The following is a 19661-nucleotide window of genomic DNA, read 5'->3' as shown; positions in this document are numbered from 1 at the left end:
GTTTTAGCCTTGTGTAGCCTCATTTTATATCACTGATGCCTATTTGGTGTTCAGATCGGCACAGCGGCAGCGAAGGGCTTACCCCCACACTGTTCATGGTCGAATTAAGCTTATACGCTCTATATATCCTGGTCAGCCCGCTGCGATGATCAGCGGATGTCCACCCGGAAACACGGCCCGGATCGCGTTTTCAGCGGCTGTGGCCACCAAGGTTGGGAGAGATGAGATGCCGGTGAGCGATCGCGAACTGACGCAGATGTTCGAACGGGTTCTGACCCTGTCAAAGGTGGACAAGACCCAGAGCGTCGCTGTGTTGAAAAGCGACTATTCCAATCCGCGCATCGTGCGTGCCGCGATGGACGCGGCCCAGCGCCTGGGGGCGAACGTCTACGGGGTCGAACTGCCGGCCTTCAACCACCCGCGCGCCATGGGCATGGACATGACCGCCTATTGCGGCGACACGCCCCTGACCGGCAACCTCGCCGCCCAGCGCGCGCTGGAGGCGGCCGACCTGATCGTCGACACCATGATGCTGCTGCATTCGCCGGAGCAGGAGCAGATCCTGAAGACCGGCACCCGCATCCTGCTGGCGGTGGAGCCGCCGGAGGTGCTGGCCCGCATCATGCCGACGGAAGAGGACAAGATTCGCGTCAACGCCGCGGCGGAACGGCTGAAGCGCGCCCGCTCCATCGCCGTGACCTCCAAGGCGGGCAGCGATTTCCGCGCGACTCTCGGCCAGTATCCGACGGTGACGGAGTACGGCTTCGCCGACGAGCCCGGCCGCTGGGACCATTGGCCGAGCGGTTTCCTGTTCTCCTGGCCGGACGAGGGCAGCGCGGAAGGCACGCTGGTGCTCGACGTCGGCGACATCCTGCTGCCCTTCAAGACCTATGTGCGGGAGAAGGTGACGCTGGAGATCGAGGAGGGATTCATCCGCAGCATCCATGGCGGGTTCGAAGCGGAATACCTGCGCGACTACATGGCCTATTTCAAGGATCCGGAGGTCTACGGCATCTCCCACATCGGCTGGGGCCTGCAGCCGCGGGCGCAATGGACGGCGATGGGCCTGCACGACAAGAACGACGGCATGTGCATGGACGCCCGCGCCTTCTACGGCAACTTCCTGTTCTCCACCGGCCCGAACACCGAGGTCGGCGGCAGCCGCAAGACCCCCTGCCACATGGACATCCCCTTGCGCGGCTGCGACATCCTGCTGGACGGCGAACCGGTGGTGCTGGCTGGCGACGTGGTGGCGCCGGAAGCGTCCAGGGCATGATCTCCGGCTTGAAGGGCGGCATGAAGGGCGGGGCGAGGCCGAAAGCCCGCCGCCCTTCCCTGCCCCCGCCGCCGCTGCTATCGTTCGCCACACACCCGGTCCACCGCATGTTGTCCCCGATGCCCCAAGACCTGCTGCCTGAAGACGGCCACAAAGCTGGCCCCGGAGAGGCGGATTACGTCTTTTCCGACCAGATTGGCCATCTGCTGCGGCGGGCCTATCAGCGGCACCTCGCCATCTTCCAGCGCAACGCCTGCGACCCGCAGCTGACCTCGGTGCAGTTCGTCACGCTCTGCGCCATCCGCGACAACGGGCCGAGCTCGCTGATCGAGCTGGTGAAGTCCACCGCTATCGATCAGGCGACGATCCGCGGCATCGTCGACCGGCTGAAGGCGCGCGGGCTGATCAGCCAGACCTCCGACGCGCAGGACCGGCGCAAGGTCATCAACTGCCTGACAGACGAGGGGCGGCAGCTGCTGGAGGACATGGTCCCCTGCGCCAAGCGGATCAGCGAGTTGACCATGGGGCAGCTGAACCCGGCGGAACGGCTGGCGGTCACCCATGTCCTGCAGAAGATGATCACGCAGGACGGGGAGGAGTAACCCACCGCTGGATGGCCGACGCGCCATTCCGACCCGCAGATACCGCGGGGATGCGGGACCTATCGCACCGGACGGACGCTTTATGGAAAAGACCATCGCGCTGCGGGTGAATGGCCGCGCCGTCTCGGTGACGGCGATGGCCGACACGCCGCTGCTCTACATCCTGCGCAACGATCTGGCCCTGAACGGGCCGAAATACGGCTGCGGGCTCGGCGAATGCGGGGCCTGCACCGTCATCCTCGACGGCGTCGCCGCGCGGTCCTGCGTCATCCCGCTGGCGGGGGCGGAGGGGCGCGAGGTGGTGACGCTGGAAGGGCTGGGCAGCAGCAGCGCCCCCCACCCGGTCCAGCAGGCCTTCATCGACGAGCAGGCGGCCCAGTGCGGCTATTGCATGAACGGCATGATCATGACCGCCAAGGCGCTGCTCGACCGCAATCCGACCCCGACCATGGACGAGGTGCGCCGCGCCCTGTCCGGCAACCTGTGCCGCTGCGGCACCCATGTCGAAATCCTGCGCGCCGTTATGCGGGCCGCGCGGCTTCTCTCCTCCCCCGGAGCACATCATGACGATCAACCCAACGCCCGAATTGCAGTCCCAGCCGACGCCGACGCGTGCGGAGCTGATGGCGGCGACCGGCGTCCTGCTGATCGTTGACGAGATCCAGCCCCCCTCCGGCCCGGTCGCCAAGGGTACCACCGCAACGCCGAAGCCACCGGAAATGGCGCTGTTCCTGGCGGTGCGCGACGACGGACAGGTCTTCGCCTTCAACGGCCATGTCGATCTCGGCACCGGCATCCAGACGGCGCTGACCCAGATCGTCGCGGAGGAGTTGGACCTGCGCATGGACCAGCTGCGCATGGTGCTGGGCGACACCGGCAGCAGCCCCAACCAGGGCGCCACCATCGCCAGTGCCACCATCCAGATTTCGGCGGTCCCCTTGCGCAATGCCGCCGCGGAGGCGCGCCGCTTCCTGCTGGACCGCGCCGCGGCCCTGTTCGGCGTGCCGGCGGGAGAGTTGCGGGTCGACGAGGGCGTGGTGATCGCGCCGGAAAACGGTGATATCGGCAACCGCCGCATCTCCTATGGCGAGCTGGTGCGGGGCGAGCGGGTGGAACTGCGCATCAGCGGCAAGGCCCCGCTGAAGCCGCGCGAGCAGTACAAGCTGGTCGGCAAGGGGGCGCCGCGCGTCGACATCCCGGCCAAGGCGACCGGCGAATTTTCGTATGTGCATGACCTGCGACTGCCGGGAATGCTGCATGGCCGGGTGGTCCGCCCGCCCTATGCCGGCATCGACAGCGGAGAGTTCGTCGGCAACAGCCTGGAAAGCATCGACGAATCCTCCATCGCCCATATTCCCGGCGTCATCAAGGTGGTGGTGCTGCGCGACTTCGTCGGCGTGGTGGCGGAGCGGGAGGAGCAGGCGATCAAGGCCGCGCGCGAGCTGAAGATCACCTGGAGGCCCTGGACCCGCAAGCTGCCGGATCTGTCGAACCTCGCCCAGGCCCTGCGCGAGAACCCCAGCACGCCGCGCAAGGTGCTGGACAAGGGCGACGTCGATGCAGCGCTTGCCGCCGCCGACCAGCGGATGACGCGCACCTATGTCTGGCCCTACCAGATGCACGGCTCCATCGGGCCGTCCTGCGCGGTGGCCGACTGCAAGGCGGACCGCGCCACCGTCTGGTCCGGCACCCAGAATCCGCATCTGCTGCGGGCCGACCTCGCCTGGCTGCTGGAATGGCCGGAGGAGCGGATCGACGTGGTGCGGATGGAGGCCGCCGGCTGCTATGGCCGCAACTGCGCCGACGACGTGGCGGCGGATACGCTGCTGCTGTCGCAGGCGGTCGGCCGCCCGGTGCGCGTCCAGCTGACCCGCGAGCAGGAGCATCTGTGGGAACCGAAGGGCACCGCCCAGTTGATGGAGGTCGATGGCGGGATCGACGCCGACGGCGGCATCGTCGCCTACGACTTCGCCACCAGCTATCCGTCGAACGGCGCCCCGACGCTGGCGCTGCTGCTGACCGGGCGGGTCGATCCGGTGGCCGCCGTGTTCGAGATGGGCGACCGCACCTCCATCCCGCCCTACGACTACGAGAACATGCGGGTGGTCATCAACGACATGGCCCCCATCGTCCGCGCCTCCTGGATGCGCGGCGTGTCGGCGATGCCCAACAGCTTCGCCCATGACAGCTACATCGATGAGCTGGCCTTCGCCGCCGGGGTCGATCCGGTGGAATTCCGCCTGCGCCACCTGCGCGAGGACGAACGCGCCGCCGACCTGATCCGCGCCGTCGCCGGCCGCGCCGGCTGGCAGCCGCGCACCGCCCCGCAGCAAACCCCGCCGGAGGGCGACGTCCTGCGCGGCCGCGGCTTCGCCTATGCCCGCTACATCCACAGCAAGTTCCCTGGCTTCGGCGCCGCCTGGGCGGCCTGGGTGGCGGACGTGGCGGTGGACCGCAAGACCGGCGAGATCGCGGTGACCCGCGTGGTCGTCGGCCATGACGCCGGGCAGATGATCAACCCCGACGGCGTGCGCCACCAGATCCACGGCAACGTCATCCAATCGACCAGCCGCGTGCTGAAGGAACAGGTGGAGTTCGAGGATTCGGTCGTCGCCGCCAAGGAATGGGGCGGCTATCCGATCATGACGTTCCCCGAGGTGCCGGACATCGACGTGCTGATGATGCCGCGCGAGACCGAGCCGCCGCTGGGATCGGGCGAGTCCGCCTCCGTCCCCAGCGCGGCGGCGATCGCGAATGCCATCTTCGACGCCACCGGCATCCGCTTCCGCGAATTGCCGATCACCGCGGAGCGGGTGCGGGAGGCGCTGAACGGCCCGTCCGAACCGGTTCCGCCTTCCCCGCCGGAGGCCGCCAAGCCGCGCAAGCGCGGGTGGAAGGCGTGGCTCGGCGCCTCGCTGACCGGCTTATGCGGGGTGATGATCGGCATGGCGAGCAGCGCCCTGCCCTTCCGCGCCGAGATCGCCCCGGTCTCGCCGCCGTCTGCCGGGCTGTGGTCGTCGGCCACCATCGAACGCGGGCGGCAGCTGGCGGCGCTCGGCGACTGCGCGGTTTGCCACACGGTCGAGAATGGTGCGACCAATGCCGGCGGCCGGCCGTTCGAGACCCCGTTCGGCACCGTCTACAGCACAAACATCACGCCGGACCCGGACAGCGGGATCGGGCGCTGGTCCTTCGCCGCCTTCGACCGGGCGATGCGCGAGGGGATCAGCCGCGACGGCCGGCATCTTTATCCGGCCTTTCCCTACACCGCCTTCCGCAACATGACCGACGACGACATGCAGGCGCTCTATGCCTACATGATGACGCAGCCCCCGGTGCGCAGCGAGACGCCGGCCAACACCATGCGCTTCCCCTTCAACCTGCGCCCGATGATGGCGGGGTGGAACACGCTGTTCCTCAACCGCGAGACCTACACGCCGGACCCGCAAAAGACTGCGGAGTGGAACCGCGGCAACTATCTGGTCAACGGTCTCGGCCATTGCGCCGCCTGCCACAGCCCGCGCAACGCGCTGGGTGCGGAGAAGCTGGGCGAGGCCTTCCTGGCCGGCGGCACCGTCGACGGGTGGGAAGCGCCGGCCCTGACCAGCCTGTCCAAGGCGCCGAAGCCCTGGACGGAGGACGACCTGTTCACCTACCTGCGCACCGGCTTCTCCCAGCGCCACGGCGTCGCCGCCGGCCCGATGGCCGCGGTGGTGCACGAGCTGTCCACCGTGCCGGAGGCGGATGTGCGGGCGATGGCGGTCTATCTCGCCTCGCTGGGCGGCAATGCGGGCCGCGATGCCGTGGAGACACCTGCGGTCACTCCGGCACCGGTCAACTCCGCCAATGGCGAACGCATCTTCAACGGCGCCTGCCAGGCCTGCCACAGCGACGGCAATGGACCGACGCTGTTCGGCGTCAGCCCGTCGATGGCGGTGAACAGCAACGTCCACAGCGACAGCCCCGACAATCTTGCCCGCGTCATCCTGCACGGCATCCAGAACCCGGCGACCCGCGACCTCGGCTATATGCCCGCTTTCCGCGACAGCCTGTCCGATAAACAGGTGGCGGATCTGATGGCGTACCTGCGCGGCCGCTTCGCGCCGGACAAGCCGGCCTGGACGGACATTGCGACTGGGGTGGCCAAGGCACGGGCCAATCCGGGGACGCACTGACGCGGGCGCATGCGATGTCGCATAGCGGACGGGATTGGGGCCGGGATGGGGATGGGTCGACGGAGCGGTGGAACCTCCGCAGGTCTATCCTTCTGCCGCCATCGCGCGCGCCAGCACGTCGAACACCCGCGGGTCTTCCATCTGGGCGACATTGAAGCGCAGAAACGCCGAAGCCGAGCAAGACACGCTGAAGACGTCTCCGGGGGCGAGAACAACAGTCTCGCGCAATGCCGCACGGGCGACATCGGCAGCGTTCCGGCCGTCGGGCAGGCTGCACCAGAGATAGAATCCACCGCGCGGCATCAGCCATGGCCGCAGGCCAAGAGCGTCCAGCTTGGCCGCAACCACGCGGCGGCTCCGCGCCAGCCGCCGGCGCAGGGCGTCGAGATGCTTGCGATAGCTGCCATCGCTCAAAGTCGCCAGGACGAGTTCGGCGGCGACGGGGCTGGGGCCGCCGAAGCTCGTCGCGACCTGCAGATCGACGAGCGCCTCCACCCAATCCGGCCGGGCCGCGATGTAGCCGCAGCGGATCGAGGCGGACAGAGTCTTGGAAAAGCTGCCGATGCGGACGACCTGGGCCAACCCGTCGAGGACGGCCAGACGCGGCGACGGCTCGGGCTCGAAGCCGGCGAAGATGTCGTCCTCGACGATGGTGAGATCGTGGGCGGCGGCGGCGCTGAGCAGCTTGTGCGCCGTTTGCGGCGACATCGTCGCGCCGGTCGGGTTGTGGAGCGCGGAGTTGGTGATGTAGAGCCTTGGCCGATGCGCCGTCAGGGCTTCGGTGAAGAGGGCCACATCGGGTCCCTGCCTCGTATAGGGAACACCGACGATCCGGGCCTGATGGGCGCGCAGCAGCGCCTGGAAATTGAAGTAGCAGGGATCGTCGACGAGCACCACGTCGCCGGGGCGCAGCAGAAAGCGGCAGATCAGGTCGATGGCCTGGGTTCCGGAGCCGGTCAGCAGGATTTGATCGGCGCCCGCCGATATCCCTTCGTCTGCGAACTGGCGGGCGAGCAGACGGCGCAGAGCCAGAGATCCGCGCGTGCCGCCATAGTCCGCCAACACGGCATCGTCGGCGGTCGCGAGACGGCGTATCGCCCGGCGTATCGCGGCGTTCGGCATCCAATCGGCCGGTAGCCAGCCGCATCCCGGCTTCAGCGTCTCTGCCGCCGCATCGAGCGACTGTCGCGACACCCAGAACGGATCGATGGTCCGGTCCAGCCGGGGCTCGACCTCGGCCAGCGCGAGCGGCGGCATGGTGCCGGACACGTAGAATCCCGAGCCGGGGCGGGAGCGGATCGCGCCTTCGGCGGCGAGCCTGTCGTAGGCCTCCACCACCGTCGACGGGGACACGCCCATGGTGGCGGCGAAGCTGCGGATCGAGGGCAGCTTTTCACCCGCCGACAGCGTGCGGCTTGCCATCCTCCGGCGGATCGCCTCCATCACCTCGCCAGTCCGAGTGCCGCTCCGCGTGCCGGTCCGGCTGTTCATCGTGCACCCACCGCCATAGACGCCGCCCCCATGTGTATGGCTTCCGTAGCCAATACAGTTTGGTGGAATTGTATGGGACTGTCGCTGTCTTCGCTAGGGGGCATGACGCTAGCATCGCTGCTAACGGAGTGGATCGGGGGGCAGGATGCGGTGGGCTTCGGCAGGATGGGGCAGCGGGATGCTCGGCGTGGTCATCTTCAGCGGTTCGCTGCCGGCGACGCGCGTCGCGGTCGCCGGCTTCCCGCCGCTGTTCCTGACTTCGGCACGGGCGGTGATCGCGGCCACGCTGGCAATCGCACTGCTGTCGATCCTGCGGCAGACGCGGCCCGCCAGCAGCGACCTGCGCCCGCTGGCCGTCGTGGCGCTCGGGGTGGTCGTCGGCTTTCCCCTGCTGACGGCGCTGGCGCTTCAACGGATCACCTCGGCGCAGTCGATCGTGTTCATCGGGCTGCTGCCGCTCGCCACCGCGTTGTTCGGCGTGCTGCGGTCGAGGGAACGGCCGAAGCCCGCCTTCTGGCTGTTCTCGACGGTCGGCGGGGTTGCCGTCGCCGGTTTCGCCCTAGCCCAGGGTGGCGGCGCCTCGCTTGCCGGCGGCCTGCTGATGGTCGCGGCAATCCTGCTCTGCGGGCTCGGCTATGCCGAGGGTGCCGTCCTGTCCCGGCGGCTGGGCGGCTGGCAGGTCATTTCCTGGGCGCTCGTGCTGGCATCGCCGGCCATGGCGGTGGCCGCGCTCCTGACGATGCCGGAAAATTGGGACGGCGTCGCTGCGCCCGCCTGGATCGGGCTGGGTTACGTCTCGGTCTTCAGCATGCTGGTGGGATTCGTCTTCTGGTATCGCGGGCTGGCGCTCGGCGGCATCGCCGGTGTGGGGCAATTGCAGTTGCTTCAGCCCCTCCTCGGCCTTGCCCTGGCAGGGTTGCTGCTGCACGAGCCAGTCGCCTGGACCATGATCGTGGTGACCGGGCTGGTGGTGCTGTGCGTCGCAGGCGCCAGGAAATTCGCGTGAACGTCAAGCAGACCGGCCACCTATCGCGGCGGGTCATCGACCGTCAGCACACGCTTCCGGCGGGAACCGAAGCGTGGCTGGCGGGTTGATCCAAGCATGGGCGTGGCGTCACCGAAGAGCGGAGGCGCCACGCAATGCACGAAGCCACACAGGGACCGACACCATGCTCAAGATCCTCGGCTGGGCCATCCTGGTCATCTTCATCATCGGCCTGCTGGTCGTCACCGGCATCCTGAAGCTGATCTTCTGAGCGCCTATTCCTCCGCCATAGCCAACGCACGGCGCAGGTGGGTCCGGCACTCTGCGACCATGCGGCGGATCAGTTCGTCGCAGGTCGGGATGTCGTCGATCAGGCCGATGACCATGCCGGCCGACACCACCCCGGCCTGCACGTCGCCGGACTCCAAAGCCGCCCGGCCGCGCTGGCCGGCAACGAGGGGGCGGACATCCTCGAACCCGGCGCCACCGGGACGGCGTTCCAACGCAACCACCTCGTCCGACACCGCATTCTTGAAGACGCGGGCGGTGTTGCGCAGGCTGCGCAGGATCAGGTTGGTGTCGCGTTCGCCGGCCGCGACCAGCGCCTGCTTGACGGCATCATGCACAGGCGCCTCCCGCGTGCAGAGAAAGCGCGTGCCCATGTTGACCCCCTGTGCGCCCAGCGCCAGCGCCGCCGCCATGCCGCGTCCATCCGCGATGCCGCCGGAGGCGATGACCGGAATCTTCAGCGCCCGGACCGCCGCCGGGATCAGCACCAGACCGGGGATGTCGTCCTCCCCCGGATGGCCGGCGCATTCGAAGCCGTCGATGCTGATGACGTCCACCCCGGCCCGCTCGGCGCTCAGCGCGTGGCGGACGCTGGTGCATTTGTGCAGGATGCGGATGCCGTGCGCCTTCATGCGCTCGACGAAGGCGCGTGGGCTGTTGCCGGCGGTCTCGACGATGGTGATGCCGCTGTCGATGATGACGTCCAGATAGCGCTCGTAGGGCGGCGGCGTCACCGCCGGCAGCATGGTCAGGTTCACGCCGAAGGGCCGGTCGGTCATGCCGCGGCAGCGTTGGATTTCCCGCGCCAGATCCTCCGGCGTCGGCTGGGTCAGCGCCGTCAGGATGCCGAGCCCGCCGGCGTTGGACACCGCCGATGCCAGCTCCGCCAGCCCGACCCACTGCATACCGCCCTGCACGATCGGGTAATCGATGCCCAGCAGGCGCGTCACCTCGGTCTTCATGCCGCCAACTCCTCCCCTTCTCCAGCCTTATCGTTGCTGCTTGTCCACCGCTCCCGGCTTGCCATGCGGCGCAACGGGAGTACCCGAACTTATAAGCTGATCCATAAGACGAAACGGTATATGATCTTCGATCTATGATTAAAGCGCAGATCAGACAAAATTCTGGGAACAGGTCGAAAACTTGCCCTATGATAATGAAAGTATAGGGTCTGATGAATATCCTGCCGTGCCGGTCGCCGCAACGCGACGCGCGCGGCCGGAACCGGGTTTTGCATCGTGGACTGTTCAGACTGCCGTCGAAATCTCGACGGGAATCCGGCAGACTCTGGTGACGAGGGCCTGAGTCAAGCGGGCCTGCCGGACTGTGACCGAGACGAGCAAAGGACGATCGTGACGCCTGCAACCGGACCGGAACCGTGGCCTCAGACCATGGCGGGCAGCTTTGACCTCGACGCCTGCGCGCGCGAACCGATTCATATTCCCGGCAGCATCCAGCCGCACGGCCATCTCCTGGCGCTGGAACCAGACGGCCTGCGCCTGATTCGCGCGAGTGCGGAAGCCGGCGCGGTGCTCAACCGCCCCCTCGACGAGGCTTTCGGACAGCCGATCGACCGGCTGATCGACGCCGACGGCATGGCGTCGCTCGTCCGCCGGCTGCGTGCCGCCCCGGCCGAACCGGTACAGCTCGACATCCTGCACCTGCGCGGCGGCAGCGACCATCAGGCCATCGCCCACCGGTCCAGCGGGCTGGTGATCCTGGAGCTGGAGGACCTCGAAGCTACCGGCATCGGCACGCTGGAGGCGCTCTACCCGCAGATGCGCGAAGGCATCCGGCGCATGCAGGCGGCCCATGATTTCGAGACCCTGCTGACCTGCACGGCGGAGGAGGTGCGGTCGCTGACCGGCTTCGACCGCGTATTGATCTATCGGTTCGACGAACAGTGGAACGGCACCGTCATCGCCGAGGACGGCAACGGCCGCCTGCCCTCCTACCGCGGCCTGCGCTTTCCCGCCTCCGACATTCCGGAGCAGGCGCGCCGCCTCTACGCGCTGAACCGCTTGCGGTTGATCACCGATGCCCGCTACCGCCCGGTTCCAATCCTGTCGGCAGATCGGGCGGCAGAAGGAGCGGCAGAGCCGCTCGACCTCAGCTTTTCCGTGCTGCGCAGCGTGTCGCCCGTGCATCTGGAATACATGCGCAACATGGGCACGCCGGCTTCCATGTCGATCTCCGTCATGGACGGGGAGCGGCTGTGGGGCCTGATCTCCTGCCATCATGCCGAACCGCGGCAGGTATCCTTCGCCATCCGCACCGCCTGCGACCTGCTGGGACAGGTGCTGTCCAGCCAGATGATCGCGCTGGAACGGGCGGAGGATGCCGATCACCGCATCCGATCCAAGAGCATCCAGGCCCGGTTGCTCGCCCACATGGCTGCGGCGGAACGCTTCATCGACGGGCTGGCGGAGGATGGCGAGGATCTGCTGTCGCTGGTGAATGCCGACGGCGCCGCCATCCTGTTCGACGGCGATTGCCGCCTGATCGGCCATACCCCGCCGCAGGCGGTGGTGGAGGCCATCGGCGCGGAACTGGCCGGTCAGGGCATCAAGGATCTGTTCGCCAGCCACCAGTTGCCCGTGGAGATGCAGGCCGCCGCCGGGATGGATGCGAGCGCCAGCGGACTGCTGGCGATCTCCATCTCGCAGCTGCATCCCAGCTATCTCTTGTGGTTCCGGCCGGAGATCGTGCGCTCCATCGAATGGGCCGGCGATCCCAACAAGCCGGTCGACGACAGCGGCCGGCTGTCGCCGCGCCACTCCTTCGAGACCTGGAAGGAGACGGTGCGCGGCCAGTCCCTGCCCTGGCGCCATGGCGAGATCGAGGCGGCCGGAGACTTCCGCAACGCCATCGTCAGCATCGTGCTGCGCAAGGCGGAGGAAATGGCCGCGCTGAACGAGGAGCTTCGCCGCAGCAACGGCGAGCTTGCCGCCTTCTCCTACTCCGTCTCGCACGACCTGCGGGCCCCCTTCCGTCACGTCTCCAGCTATGCCGAGCTTCTGCGCTCTCGCGCAGCCGACAAGCTGAGCGACCGGGAGCGCCACTATCTGGACAGCATCATCGAGGCGGCGAGTTCGGCCGGCACGCTGGTCGACGGGCTTCTGCATTTCTCGCAGCTCGGCCGTGCCACGCTGGCGCGGGTGGAGGTCGACGTCGCCCGGCTGGTGGAGGAGGTCCGCAACCTGCTGGAGCCCGACCTGCGGGGGCGCAACGTCCATTGGACCGTGCATCCACTGCCGACCGTCACCGGCGATCCGACCATGCTGCGGCTGGTGGTGCAAAATTTGCTGTCCAACGCCATCAAATATTCCCGCGACCGCGCTGAGCCCGAGATCGAGGTCGGCTGCCGCAGCATGCCCGAGACGCACGAGTTCTATGTGCGCGATAATGGCCGTGGATTCGATATGGCCTATGCCGGTAAACTCTTCGGCGTTTTCCAGCGGCTGCACCGCGAGGAGGAGTTCGAAGGCATCGGCATCGGCCTTGCCAACGTCCGCCGTATTGTGGAGCGCCACGGTGGCCGGGTTTGGGCGGAAAGCAGGCTCGACCACGGTGCGACCTTCCATTTCTCCCTGCCGCGGTCCGCAACCGCCGAATCGAGGTAGCCCAATGGCCAAGCTGAAACCGATCCTGCTGGTCGAGGACAACCCGAAGGACCTGGAGCTGACGCTGGAGGCTTTCGCCGAGGCGCAGCTCGCCAACGACATCGTCGTCGCCCGCGACGGGGCGGAAGCGCTGTCCTACCTGTTCCACGAGGATGGGCAGGCGGTGTCCAAGCCGACGGACCCGAAATATCCGGCCGTCATCATTCTCGACATCAAGCTGCCGAAGGTGGACGGGATCGAGGTGCTGCAGCGGATCAAGGCCAACGACAGCACCCGCGCCATCCCCGTGGTCATGCTGACCTCCTCCAAGGAGGAGCAGGATCTGGTCCGCAGCTACCGGCTGGGGGTGAACGCCTTCGTCGTCAAGCCGGTCGGCTTCAAGGAGTTCTTCGACGCCATCCGCGACATCGGCAGCTTCTGGGCGATCCTGAACGAGCCGCCGCCCGGCTGCCATCCCCGACGTCCGCGCGGCACCTGATGACCAAGCTGCTCGACCCGCCCTCGGGGATCTTCGCATCGGACGGCACCCCCGCCGATCCGAGGCCGCCGATTCCCTGCCGCGTCCTGCTGCTGGAAGACAACGGCATGGACGCCGATCTGGTGCGCGAGCACCTGCTGATGATCGACGACCATGATTTCGACATCCAGCGGGTCGATACCCGGCAATCCTTCATCGATGCGGTCGCGAATGGAGGCCCGTACGACCTGATCCTGTCGGACTTCGACCTGCCCGATTTCGACGGCATGTCGGCGCTGGCCATCGCCCGCGAACGGCTGCCGCGGGTGCCCTTCATCTTCGTGTCCGGCATGCTCGGCGAGGAAAACGCCATCGAGGCGCTGAAGAAGGGCGCCACCGATTACGTGGTCAAGCTGCGGATGGAACGCCTGCAGGTCGTGGTGCGCCGCGCCCTGGTGGAGGCGCGGGACCGCAACGAGCTGGCCGACAAGCGCCAGGCCTTGGCGGAGAGCGAGGCGCGGCTGCGCTTCGCGCTGGAGGCCGGGCGGCTCGGCTCGTGGGAATTGACGCTGGCGGACAACCGGCTGCGCGTGTCCTCGATCTGCGCCGCCAACCTGGGCCTGTCCGACCCCGACAAGCTCACCAGCTATGACCAGCTGCTGGAGCATGTCCATCCCGAGGACCGCGAGTATCAGCACGCGATGGTCCGGCAGGCGGTGACCAGCGGCTCCCCGCTGGACATGGAATACCGCAGCGTCTGGCCCGACGGCAGCGTCCATTGGGTGCAGGTGCGCGGCCGCGCCGTTTACGACCGGGACGGCACGCCGACCGGACTGGCCGGCGTCTCGCTGAACATCACCGACCGCAAGAAGGCGGAGGAGCGGCAGCTTCTGTTGCTGGAAGAGCTGAACCACCGGGTGAAGAACACGCTGGCGATGGTGCAGTCCATCGCCAAGCAGACTTTGCGCGCCGCCCCGTCGGTGGAAGCCTTCCCGGATGCCTTCCAGTCCCGTCTGCGTGCGCTGGCCCAGGCCCATGACCTGTTGACCCGCCGCCAGTGGCAGGGCGCCTCGCTGAGCGAAATCGCCGCCCTGACGCTGGAACCCCATGTCCATGCCGGCCGCGTCAAGGTCGGCGGGCCGCCGGTCAACCTGACGACCGGAGTGGCGGTGTCCCTTCACCTCGCCTTCCACGAGCTTGCCACCAACGCCGCCAAATATGGCGCCCTGTCCGCGGAGAACGGTCGGGTGGAACTGGATTGGGAGATCGCGAAGCCGGCTCAGCCGCCGGTCCGCGCCGGCAAGGGCGGCCAAGCGGGCGCGCTGGTGCTGCGTTGGCGCGAGAGCGGCGGACCGCCGGTGGTGGCGCCGACCCGCCGTGGCTTCGGGTCGCGCCTGATCGAACGCGGCCTTGCGCACGAGTTGGAGGGCGATGTTGCGCTTGCTTTCGACCCTGCAGGCGTGCGATGCCGCCTCGTGATTCCCCTGTCGTCGCGAGTGAGCCCGCAGTGACCGACGCGAACATTTCCGACCTGACCGTCCTGATCGTCGAGGACGAGCCGCTGATCGCCATGAGCCTGGAGGATGCCCTGCTCGACCAGGGTGTGACCTGCCTCGGCCCAGCCGGCTCGGTCAAGGCTGCGCTGGAGATGATCGAGGCGGGCGGCTTCGACATCGCCCTGCTCGACGTCAACCTGCGCGGCGAGCGGGTGGATGCGGTGGCCGACCGGCTGGCCGTAGCCGGCATCCCCTTCATCTTCACCACCGGCCACGGGGCGGAGGGGCTGCCCGACTCCCACCGTACGCGTCCGGTGATCGGCAAGCCCTTCCGCGACATCGACATCACCGACGCGCTGGCCCGTCACCGTCCGCGCTGAGCGGATCCCGTCAGGGACATTCCATGGAGCCCGCCGGCAGGGGATGACCTGCCGGCGGGCTTCTTTCGTCACTGCTTCTGGGGCTGGCCATGCGCGGCGCCGGCCGCCGCACCCATGTTGTTATGGCCGTGGTCGGAGCCGCTCTGGCCCGCGGCCTCGACGGCGAGTTCGACCTCGACGCTGCCCGCCTTCTCGAAGCGCAGGGTCAGAGGCACCCGCTCGCCCTTCACCAGCGGCTTCTTGAGGCCGAGCAGCATGACGTGCAGCCCGCCCGGCGCCAGCTTCACCGATTCACCGGGCGCGACGGCGATGAAGGGCACCTCGCGCATCTTCATCACGCCGTTCTCGTTCAGATGGGTGTGCAGCTCCGCCTTTTCGGCGGCGGGGGTGGAAGCGGCGACCAGACGGTCTTCCGCCGTGCCGGTGTTGGTCAGCGACAGATAGGCGCCGCCGTTGGGCGCCGACGGCGCGGTGGCACGGGCCCAGGGATGGCCGATGTCGATCGGACCGGCCTTGTAGCTGTGGGCCAGAGCGGCACCGGCGCCGAACAGAGCGAGAGCGGTGGCGATGCCGAGAATGCGCTTCATTGATTTGTGCTCCTGAACAGGATGTGGGCATGGCATGCGGCCGGCACGGATCCCTCTTTGGGATCGGGGCACGCGATGCGCAGCGAATTGAATGGCTAAATAGGAAGGTCAGGCGTGCGAGATCACGCGTGAGACGGGGGCCCGCGGGCCTGAAGCGTCGACAGGAACCAGCCCGCGGCGATGCGCTCGCCCGGCAGCAGGCGGCTGTCACTGGCGACGGTCATGGCCGGTTCGACAGTCAAGGGCGGCGGAGGCAAGGCAAGTCCGCTCACCAGCGGGCAGAGCGGGCAATGGCCGCTGCCGAAGGGTGCCGGGTCGGAGGTGCCGCCGTGGCCATCGCCGGCGGCATGATCCACGCCGATCAAGGCGAAGCCGTAGTTCGCCGGTCCGAATTCCGCTGGATCGACGTCGATCGTCGCGAAACCGCCGGCCGAACAGATCTGCAGGGGCGTCGGTTCTCCGGTCCGTGTGACGGCGGTCGCGACGGGCATCCAGCCCCAGGCGACGACCTGCAGCAACAGCGCGACCATCCCGGCCAACAGGCCGAGCCTCCGCACCCGCTGCACTGTCCACCGACCGAACGCCATCCGGCTACGCCGCCCTTCCACACCGCCGGACCGAGCCGGCACGACAGCACCATAACGCAGCCGGTCCGACCGGACGAGGGGCAAATGCACCGAAATTCGGCAGGGCTCACGCCAGCAGTCGGAAGGCCGGCTCCGGGCGGGACAGCAGGTCGCGGCGCAACGCTTCGATGGTGGCATCGTCGCGGGCGGCGCGGGGTATGGACACCGGCACCTCGGCCACCACCCGCCCTGGCGAGGGCGCCAGCAGCAGCAGCCGGTCGGCGAGCGCCAGCGCCTCGCGCAGATTGTGGGTCACCAGCAGGACAGTGGTCGGCCGCCGGTCCAGCAATTCCGCCAGCAGCGCGCGCAGCCGCAGCGCCGTCGGCTCGTCCAGCGAAACGAAAGGCTCGTCCATCAGCAGCAGGTCCGGCTCCACCACGAAGGCGCGGGCCAGCGCCACCCGCCGCGCCATGCCCAGCGACAGCTGGGTCGGGAAGCGGTCGGCGAAGGGCGTCAGTTCCAGCGCGTCGAGCATGGCGCCGACCGCCGGCCCCTTGCGTTGCGCCCGCGGCAGGACCAGCGCCAGGTTCTGCCGCACGGTACGCCAGGGCAGCAGCCGCGGTTCCTGGAACACATAGCCCAGCCGCGCCGGTCCGCCATGGGGGCGCGTGCCGATGCTGACCTCCCCCTCGAAGGCGCGGTCCAGCCCGGCGACGATGCCGAGCGCTGTCGTCTTGCCGCAGCCGCTGGGGCCGACCAGGGCCACGACCTCCCCCGCCGCCGCGGACAGCGACAGGCCGCGCACGGCCTCCACCGCGCCGAAGCGCTTGGAGCGGATTTCAAGCGTCAGCGGGCAAGCGCCGCCAGCGCTGGCAGCGCCGCTCGACCGGTTGGAGGACGCCGTATTCCAAAAGCTGGACCACGGCCACGAACGCGACGGTGTAAGCCAGGATTCCTGCGACATCGAACGTCTGGAAAAGGAGGTTGATCTGGAATCCGACACCGTCGCTGCGGCCCAGCAGTTCGACCACCAGCACGATCTTCCAGATCAGAGCAAGGCCGGACCGCGCGGCAGCGGCGATGGTGGGGGTGAGTTGCGGCAGCAGCACATGGCGCAGCCGGTCGGCAGGTGACATCCGATAAACATGGGCCATGTCGATCAGCCCCTCGTCGATGGCGCGCGCGCCGGCACGCACCAGGACGACCGTGTTGGGGATCTTGTTGACGGCCACCGCACCGATGGCCGCGGCCTCGGTCAGGCCGAACCAGACATAGGCCAGCACGATCACCACCAGCGCCGGCAAATTCAAAAAGAAGACCAGCCACGGCCCGAAAAGCCGGTCGATGAAGAGGGAGCGGCCCATCGCCACTCCCAGCCCGGTGCCGATGGACATGGCGAGCGCGAAGGCGCCCAACACCCGCAGCAGGGTGGCGCCGAGATGGTGGAACAGCGCCCCGCTCTCCGCCTCGCGCAACAGGGATTGGGCGACCGGCAGCGGCCCCGGCAGCAGGCGCCCGCCGACCAGCATCGCCGCCGCCTGCCAGCAGGCCAGCAGCAGCAGGATCGACAGCAGCGGCATCAGGGCGCGGCGCACCGGCTATGCCCCGCCGGTCCAGAAGGTGCCGGGGGCGATCGTCGCCGCGTCCCCGACGAGATCCCGTCCGCCGAGCCGGGCCAGCAGCGCGTAGAGCTGCGCGGCGCCGGCCTGCTCCTCCGCGGTCCAGCGGCGGGGGATGCCCTCGCGGTAGCGGTCGCGCAGGGTGCGGAAGGTGGCATCGTCCTCCGCCTGCATCAGCGGGGCCAGCCGGTCCCAGGCGGCATCCGATTGCGCCAGCAGTGCCTTCGCCTTGCCGGTGGCCGCCTGGAAGCCGGCGAGCGCGGCCGGGTTGGCGCGCGCCCACTCCTCGCGGAAGACGTATCCGATGGATGGGATGTCCGCCGGCTGGCCCAGGGCGGTCAGCATGTCCGACACCGTGATCAGCACCCGCATGCCCCGCGCCTCCAGCCGGGCGGCGAAAGGCCAGTAGGTCAGCACGGCATCGAGGTCGCCGTCGGCAACCTTGCTGTTCAGCAGCGGCGGCGCGCCGTAGAAGGGGTGGGCGTCGCGGTCGAGCGCAAGGCCGTGCCGGTCGCCGGCCAGCGCCTTCAGCAGGAGCCAGCTCTTGTCCAGCGGGCTGCCGGCCACGCCGATGCGCTTCCCGCGCAGGTCGCCGATGCCGGTGATTGCGGAGCCTGCCGGCACCACCAGCGCGCCGACGGCGGTCGAATAGGGGATGAAGGACAGCGCTTCCCCCTTCGTGCGCATCCGCGAAACCCACAGCCAGTCGGAGACGATGACCTCCACCCCGCCCGCCTGCAGCGCCACCTGCGTCGCCGGATTGCCCGCCAGTTCCACCAGCCGCAGGTCGATCCCGGCCTCTTGGTCGAAGCGGTTGGCGTGGACGGTGTCGAGTTCCCAGCTGACCGTGCCGAACTTCAGCACCCCGGCACGGACGACCGGCCGTTCGGCAGCGAAGCCGGGCCGGATCGCGGCCGATGCGACCAGTGCGCCGGCGGCCAGCAGCGTCGCCCGTCTCGTACAGCCTGCCGACATGGTCCGGTCCCCGGCGTCTGGTTGAACGCTCAGTCTAGGGGCATTGCAGATGGTTCGTATATTCAACGATAGGAGGATAAGGCGGAGTATGCGGAGGTGCCGGACTTCGACACCCCCCTTCCCGTTCCCCGTACCGTCATTGATCGTAGGTGCCCGCCCCGACGATGTAGTTGCCGTCGCGGGTGACGTAGGAATGCTTGTGCTCGACCTTGTTGCTCTGGCGGTTCAGCCAGACATAATCGATGACGGCGCTCGGCTTGTCCTTGGTCTCGGTGATCATCGCCTGGACGATGGGCTTGCCTTCGGCATCCTTCAGGTCGGCCGCCTCGGAACCGGCAAGGCGCGGGTTGGCGCCGGATGCCACGTAACGGCCGTTGGTGTCGAAGACGAAGACATACAGCTCGCCACGGCGGAAGCTGCCCTTCGGGTCCTGGAACGCCTTGGTGGCTTCCTCCGGCCCCTTGGCCTTCAGATAGGCGACGGCGTCGGCGACCAGCGACTTGGCCTGTTCGGGGCTGGCGCGGTCGGCGGCGAACGACGTGGCGGCCGGTGCGGCCAGCAGGGCCACGGCGAGGGCAGCCAGGGAAGCGGTTCTGCGAATGGTTCTGCTAATCATGGATGACCACCTTCAGGGAATTAAAACGGGATCGGGAAGCCGGCGGTTGGTGACCGGTGGCGGGGGATCACTCCTCGTGCACGGTTTCCAGCCATGAGCGGATCGACCACAGCGCCTCCTGCCCCAGCGCCTCGCCGAAGGCCGGCATGTAGGTGACGCCGTTGCGGATCGAGCCGTTGATCACGCGCTCCTTGAACCACTCGTCGCCGGCATCGCCCTTCTCCAGATAGCGCAGGTCGGGGGCGATGCCGCCGGATACCGCACCCAGCCCGTGGCAGCGCGCGCAATTCTGGTTGAAGGCGGAGGAGCCGATCTCGATGGCGCGCTGGTTGCTGCGGTAGGGGTTGCTGTCACGCCACTTGTCGCCCAGCTTCTCCAGCCCGGTGGTATCGACCGCCTGCGGGACGACATCGCCATGGGCATAAACAAGGCCGGGGAGTGTCACGGCGCCGATCAGACCAACCGCGGCTGCAATTCGAAGAATCCGTGCATTCATGAGTAAGACGCTCCCTCTGTTTCTCGCCG

The 19661-nt window shown here is 68.2% G+C and carries 18 protein-coding genes and 1 pseudogene; 10 read left to right on the top strand and 9 right to left on the bottom strand.

The genetic code is table 11. The features are described from left to right. The first annotated feature begins 226 nt into the window (after positions 1-226). The 4 genes and pseudogenes from J2Y49_RS16310 (at position 227) to J2Y49_RS16295 (ending at position 6053) form a co-directional block, all read left to right on the top strand. Complete coding sequence (locus J2Y49_RS16310) at positions 227-1276, top strand: 2,5-dihydroxypyridine 5,6-dioxygenase (RefSeq protein WP_310115913.1); 1050 nt, start codon at positions 227-229, stop codon at positions 1274-1276. A 119-nt stretch (positions 1277-1395) separates the two neighbouring features. Next, positions 1396-1878, top strand: coding sequence for a MarR family transcriptional regulator (locus J2Y49_RS16305; protein ID WP_310115912.1), 483 nt, complete (start codon positions 1396-1398; stop codon positions 1876-1878). Positions 1879-1960: 82 nt separating this feature from the next. Continuing rightward, a pseudogene (locus J2Y49_RS16300) lies at positions 1961-2419 on the top strand ((2Fe-2S)-binding protein); the annotation flags it as partial. A gap of 22 nt (positions 2420-2441) precedes the next feature. Next, entirely contained in the window at positions 2442-6053 is a 3612-nt protein-coding gene (locus J2Y49_RS16295) for a molybdopterin cofactor-binding domain-containing protein (RefSeq protein WP_310115911.1), read from the top strand. 84 nt (positions 6054-6137) lie between these two features. Here the strand turns inward: J2Y49_RS16295 and J2Y49_RS16290 are convergent, their stop codons facing one another. Beyond that, positions 6138-7544: a PLP-dependent aminotransferase family protein gene (locus J2Y49_RS16290; RefSeq protein ID WP_310115910.1), complete on the bottom strand. Its 1407-nt coding sequence runs from the start codon at positions 7542-7544 to the stop codon at positions 6138-6140. Between the two features lie 178 nt (positions 7545-7722). On the opposite strand from J2Y49_RS16290, the gene J2Y49_RS16285 reads away from it, so the two are divergent. Both J2Y49_RS16285 and J2Y49_RS16280 read left to right on the top strand, forming a co-directional pair. Then, positions 7723-8550 (top strand): DMT family transporter, encoded by an 828-nt coding sequence (locus tag J2Y49_RS16285; RefSeq protein ID WP_409017850.1) that lies wholly within the window; start codon positions 7723-7725, stop codon positions 8548-8550. A gap of 73 nt (positions 8551-8623) precedes the next feature. Next, positions 8624-8800, top strand: a complete 177-nt coding sequence (locus tag J2Y49_RS16280) for a hypothetical protein (protein ID WP_310115908.1) — start codon at positions 8624-8626, stop codon at positions 8798-8800. A 4-nt stretch (positions 8801-8804) separates the two neighbouring features. Here the strand turns inward: J2Y49_RS16280 and J2Y49_RS16275 are convergent, their stop codons facing one another. After that, a complete protein-coding gene (locus J2Y49_RS16275) occupies positions 8805-9779 on the bottom strand; it encodes a nitronate monooxygenase family protein (protein WP_310115907.1) in 975 nt (324 codons plus the stop codon). A 429-nt stretch (positions 9780-10208) separates the two neighbouring features. On the opposite strand from J2Y49_RS16275, the gene J2Y49_RS16270 reads away from it, so the two are divergent. From J2Y49_RS16270 to J2Y49_RS16255, 4 genes are read left to right on the top strand one after another with little or no spacing between them, the layout of a single operon-like run. Continuing rightward, positions 10209-12440, top strand: a complete 2232-nt coding sequence (locus J2Y49_RS16270) for an ATP-binding protein (RefSeq protein WP_310115906.1) — start codon at positions 10209-10211, stop codon at positions 12438-12440. A 4-nt stretch (positions 12441-12444) separates the two neighbouring features. Then, entirely contained in the window at positions 12445-12918 is a 474-nt protein-coding gene (locus J2Y49_RS16265; protein ID WP_310115905.1) for a response regulator, read from the top strand. Then, a complete protein-coding gene (locus J2Y49_RS16260; protein WP_310115904.1) occupies positions 12918-14408 on the top strand; it encodes an HWE histidine kinase domain-containing protein in 1491 nt (496 codons plus the stop codon). Before J2Y49_RS16265 ends, J2Y49_RS16260 begins: the two co-directional genes overlap by 1 nt. Continuing rightward, positions 14405-14773, top strand: a complete 369-nt coding sequence (locus J2Y49_RS16255) for a response regulator (protein ID WP_310115903.1) — start codon at positions 14405-14407, stop codon at positions 14771-14773. The genes J2Y49_RS16260 and J2Y49_RS16255 overlap by 4 nt, the downstream gene beginning before the upstream one ends. Before the next feature lie 68 nt (positions 14774-14841). Here J2Y49_RS16255 and J2Y49_RS16250 read toward each other — a convergent pair whose 3' ends face one another. From J2Y49_RS16250 to pedF, 7 genes are all read right to left on the bottom strand, one after another. Further along, on the bottom strand, positions 14842-15360 hold the full coding sequence (locus J2Y49_RS16250) for a copper chaperone PCu(A)C (RefSeq protein ID WP_310115902.1): 519 nt from the start codon (positions 15358-15360) through the stop codon (positions 14842-14844). 122 nt (positions 15361-15482) lie between these two features. After that, entirely contained in the window at positions 15483-15890 is a 408-nt protein-coding gene (locus tag J2Y49_RS16245; protein ID WP_310115925.1) for a DUF2946 family protein, read from the bottom strand. 163 nt (positions 15891-16053) lie between these two features. Then, positions 16054-16731: an ABC transporter ATP-binding protein gene (locus tag J2Y49_RS16240; RefSeq protein WP_310115901.1), complete on the bottom strand. Its 678-nt coding sequence runs from the start codon at positions 16729-16731 to the stop codon at positions 16054-16056. Positions 16732-16765: 34 nt separating this feature from the next. Further along, positions 16766-17521, bottom strand: a complete 756-nt coding sequence (locus J2Y49_RS16235; protein ID WP_310115900.1) for an ABC transporter permease — start codon at positions 17519-17521, stop codon at positions 16766-16768. A gap of 3 nt (positions 17522-17524) precedes the next feature. Then, positions 17525-18520: an ABC transporter substrate-binding protein gene (locus tag J2Y49_RS16230; RefSeq protein ID WP_310115899.1), complete on the bottom strand. Its 996-nt coding sequence runs from the start codon at positions 18518-18520 to the stop codon at positions 17525-17527. Positions 18521-18656: 136 nt separating this feature from the next. After that, entirely contained in the window at positions 18657-19136 is a 480-nt protein-coding gene (locus tag J2Y49_RS16225; protein ID WP_310115898.1) for a cache domain-containing protein, read from the bottom strand. A 67-nt stretch (positions 19137-19203) separates the two neighbouring features. Next, a complete protein-coding gene (gene pedF, locus J2Y49_RS16220; RefSeq protein WP_310115897.1) occupies positions 19204-19632 on the bottom strand; it encodes a cytochrome c-550 PedF in 429 nt (142 codons plus the stop codon). Between the last annotated feature and the right edge of the window lie 29 nt (positions 19633-19661).

Source organism: Azospirillum sp. BE72, from assembly GCF_031455875.1.
Classification (GTDB): domain Bacteria; phylum Pseudomonadota; class Alphaproteobacteria; order Azospirillales; family Azospirillaceae; genus Azospirillum.
Note: the sequence above shows the minus strand (reverse complement) of the source record. Positions and strands in the feature narration are given on the sequence as shown.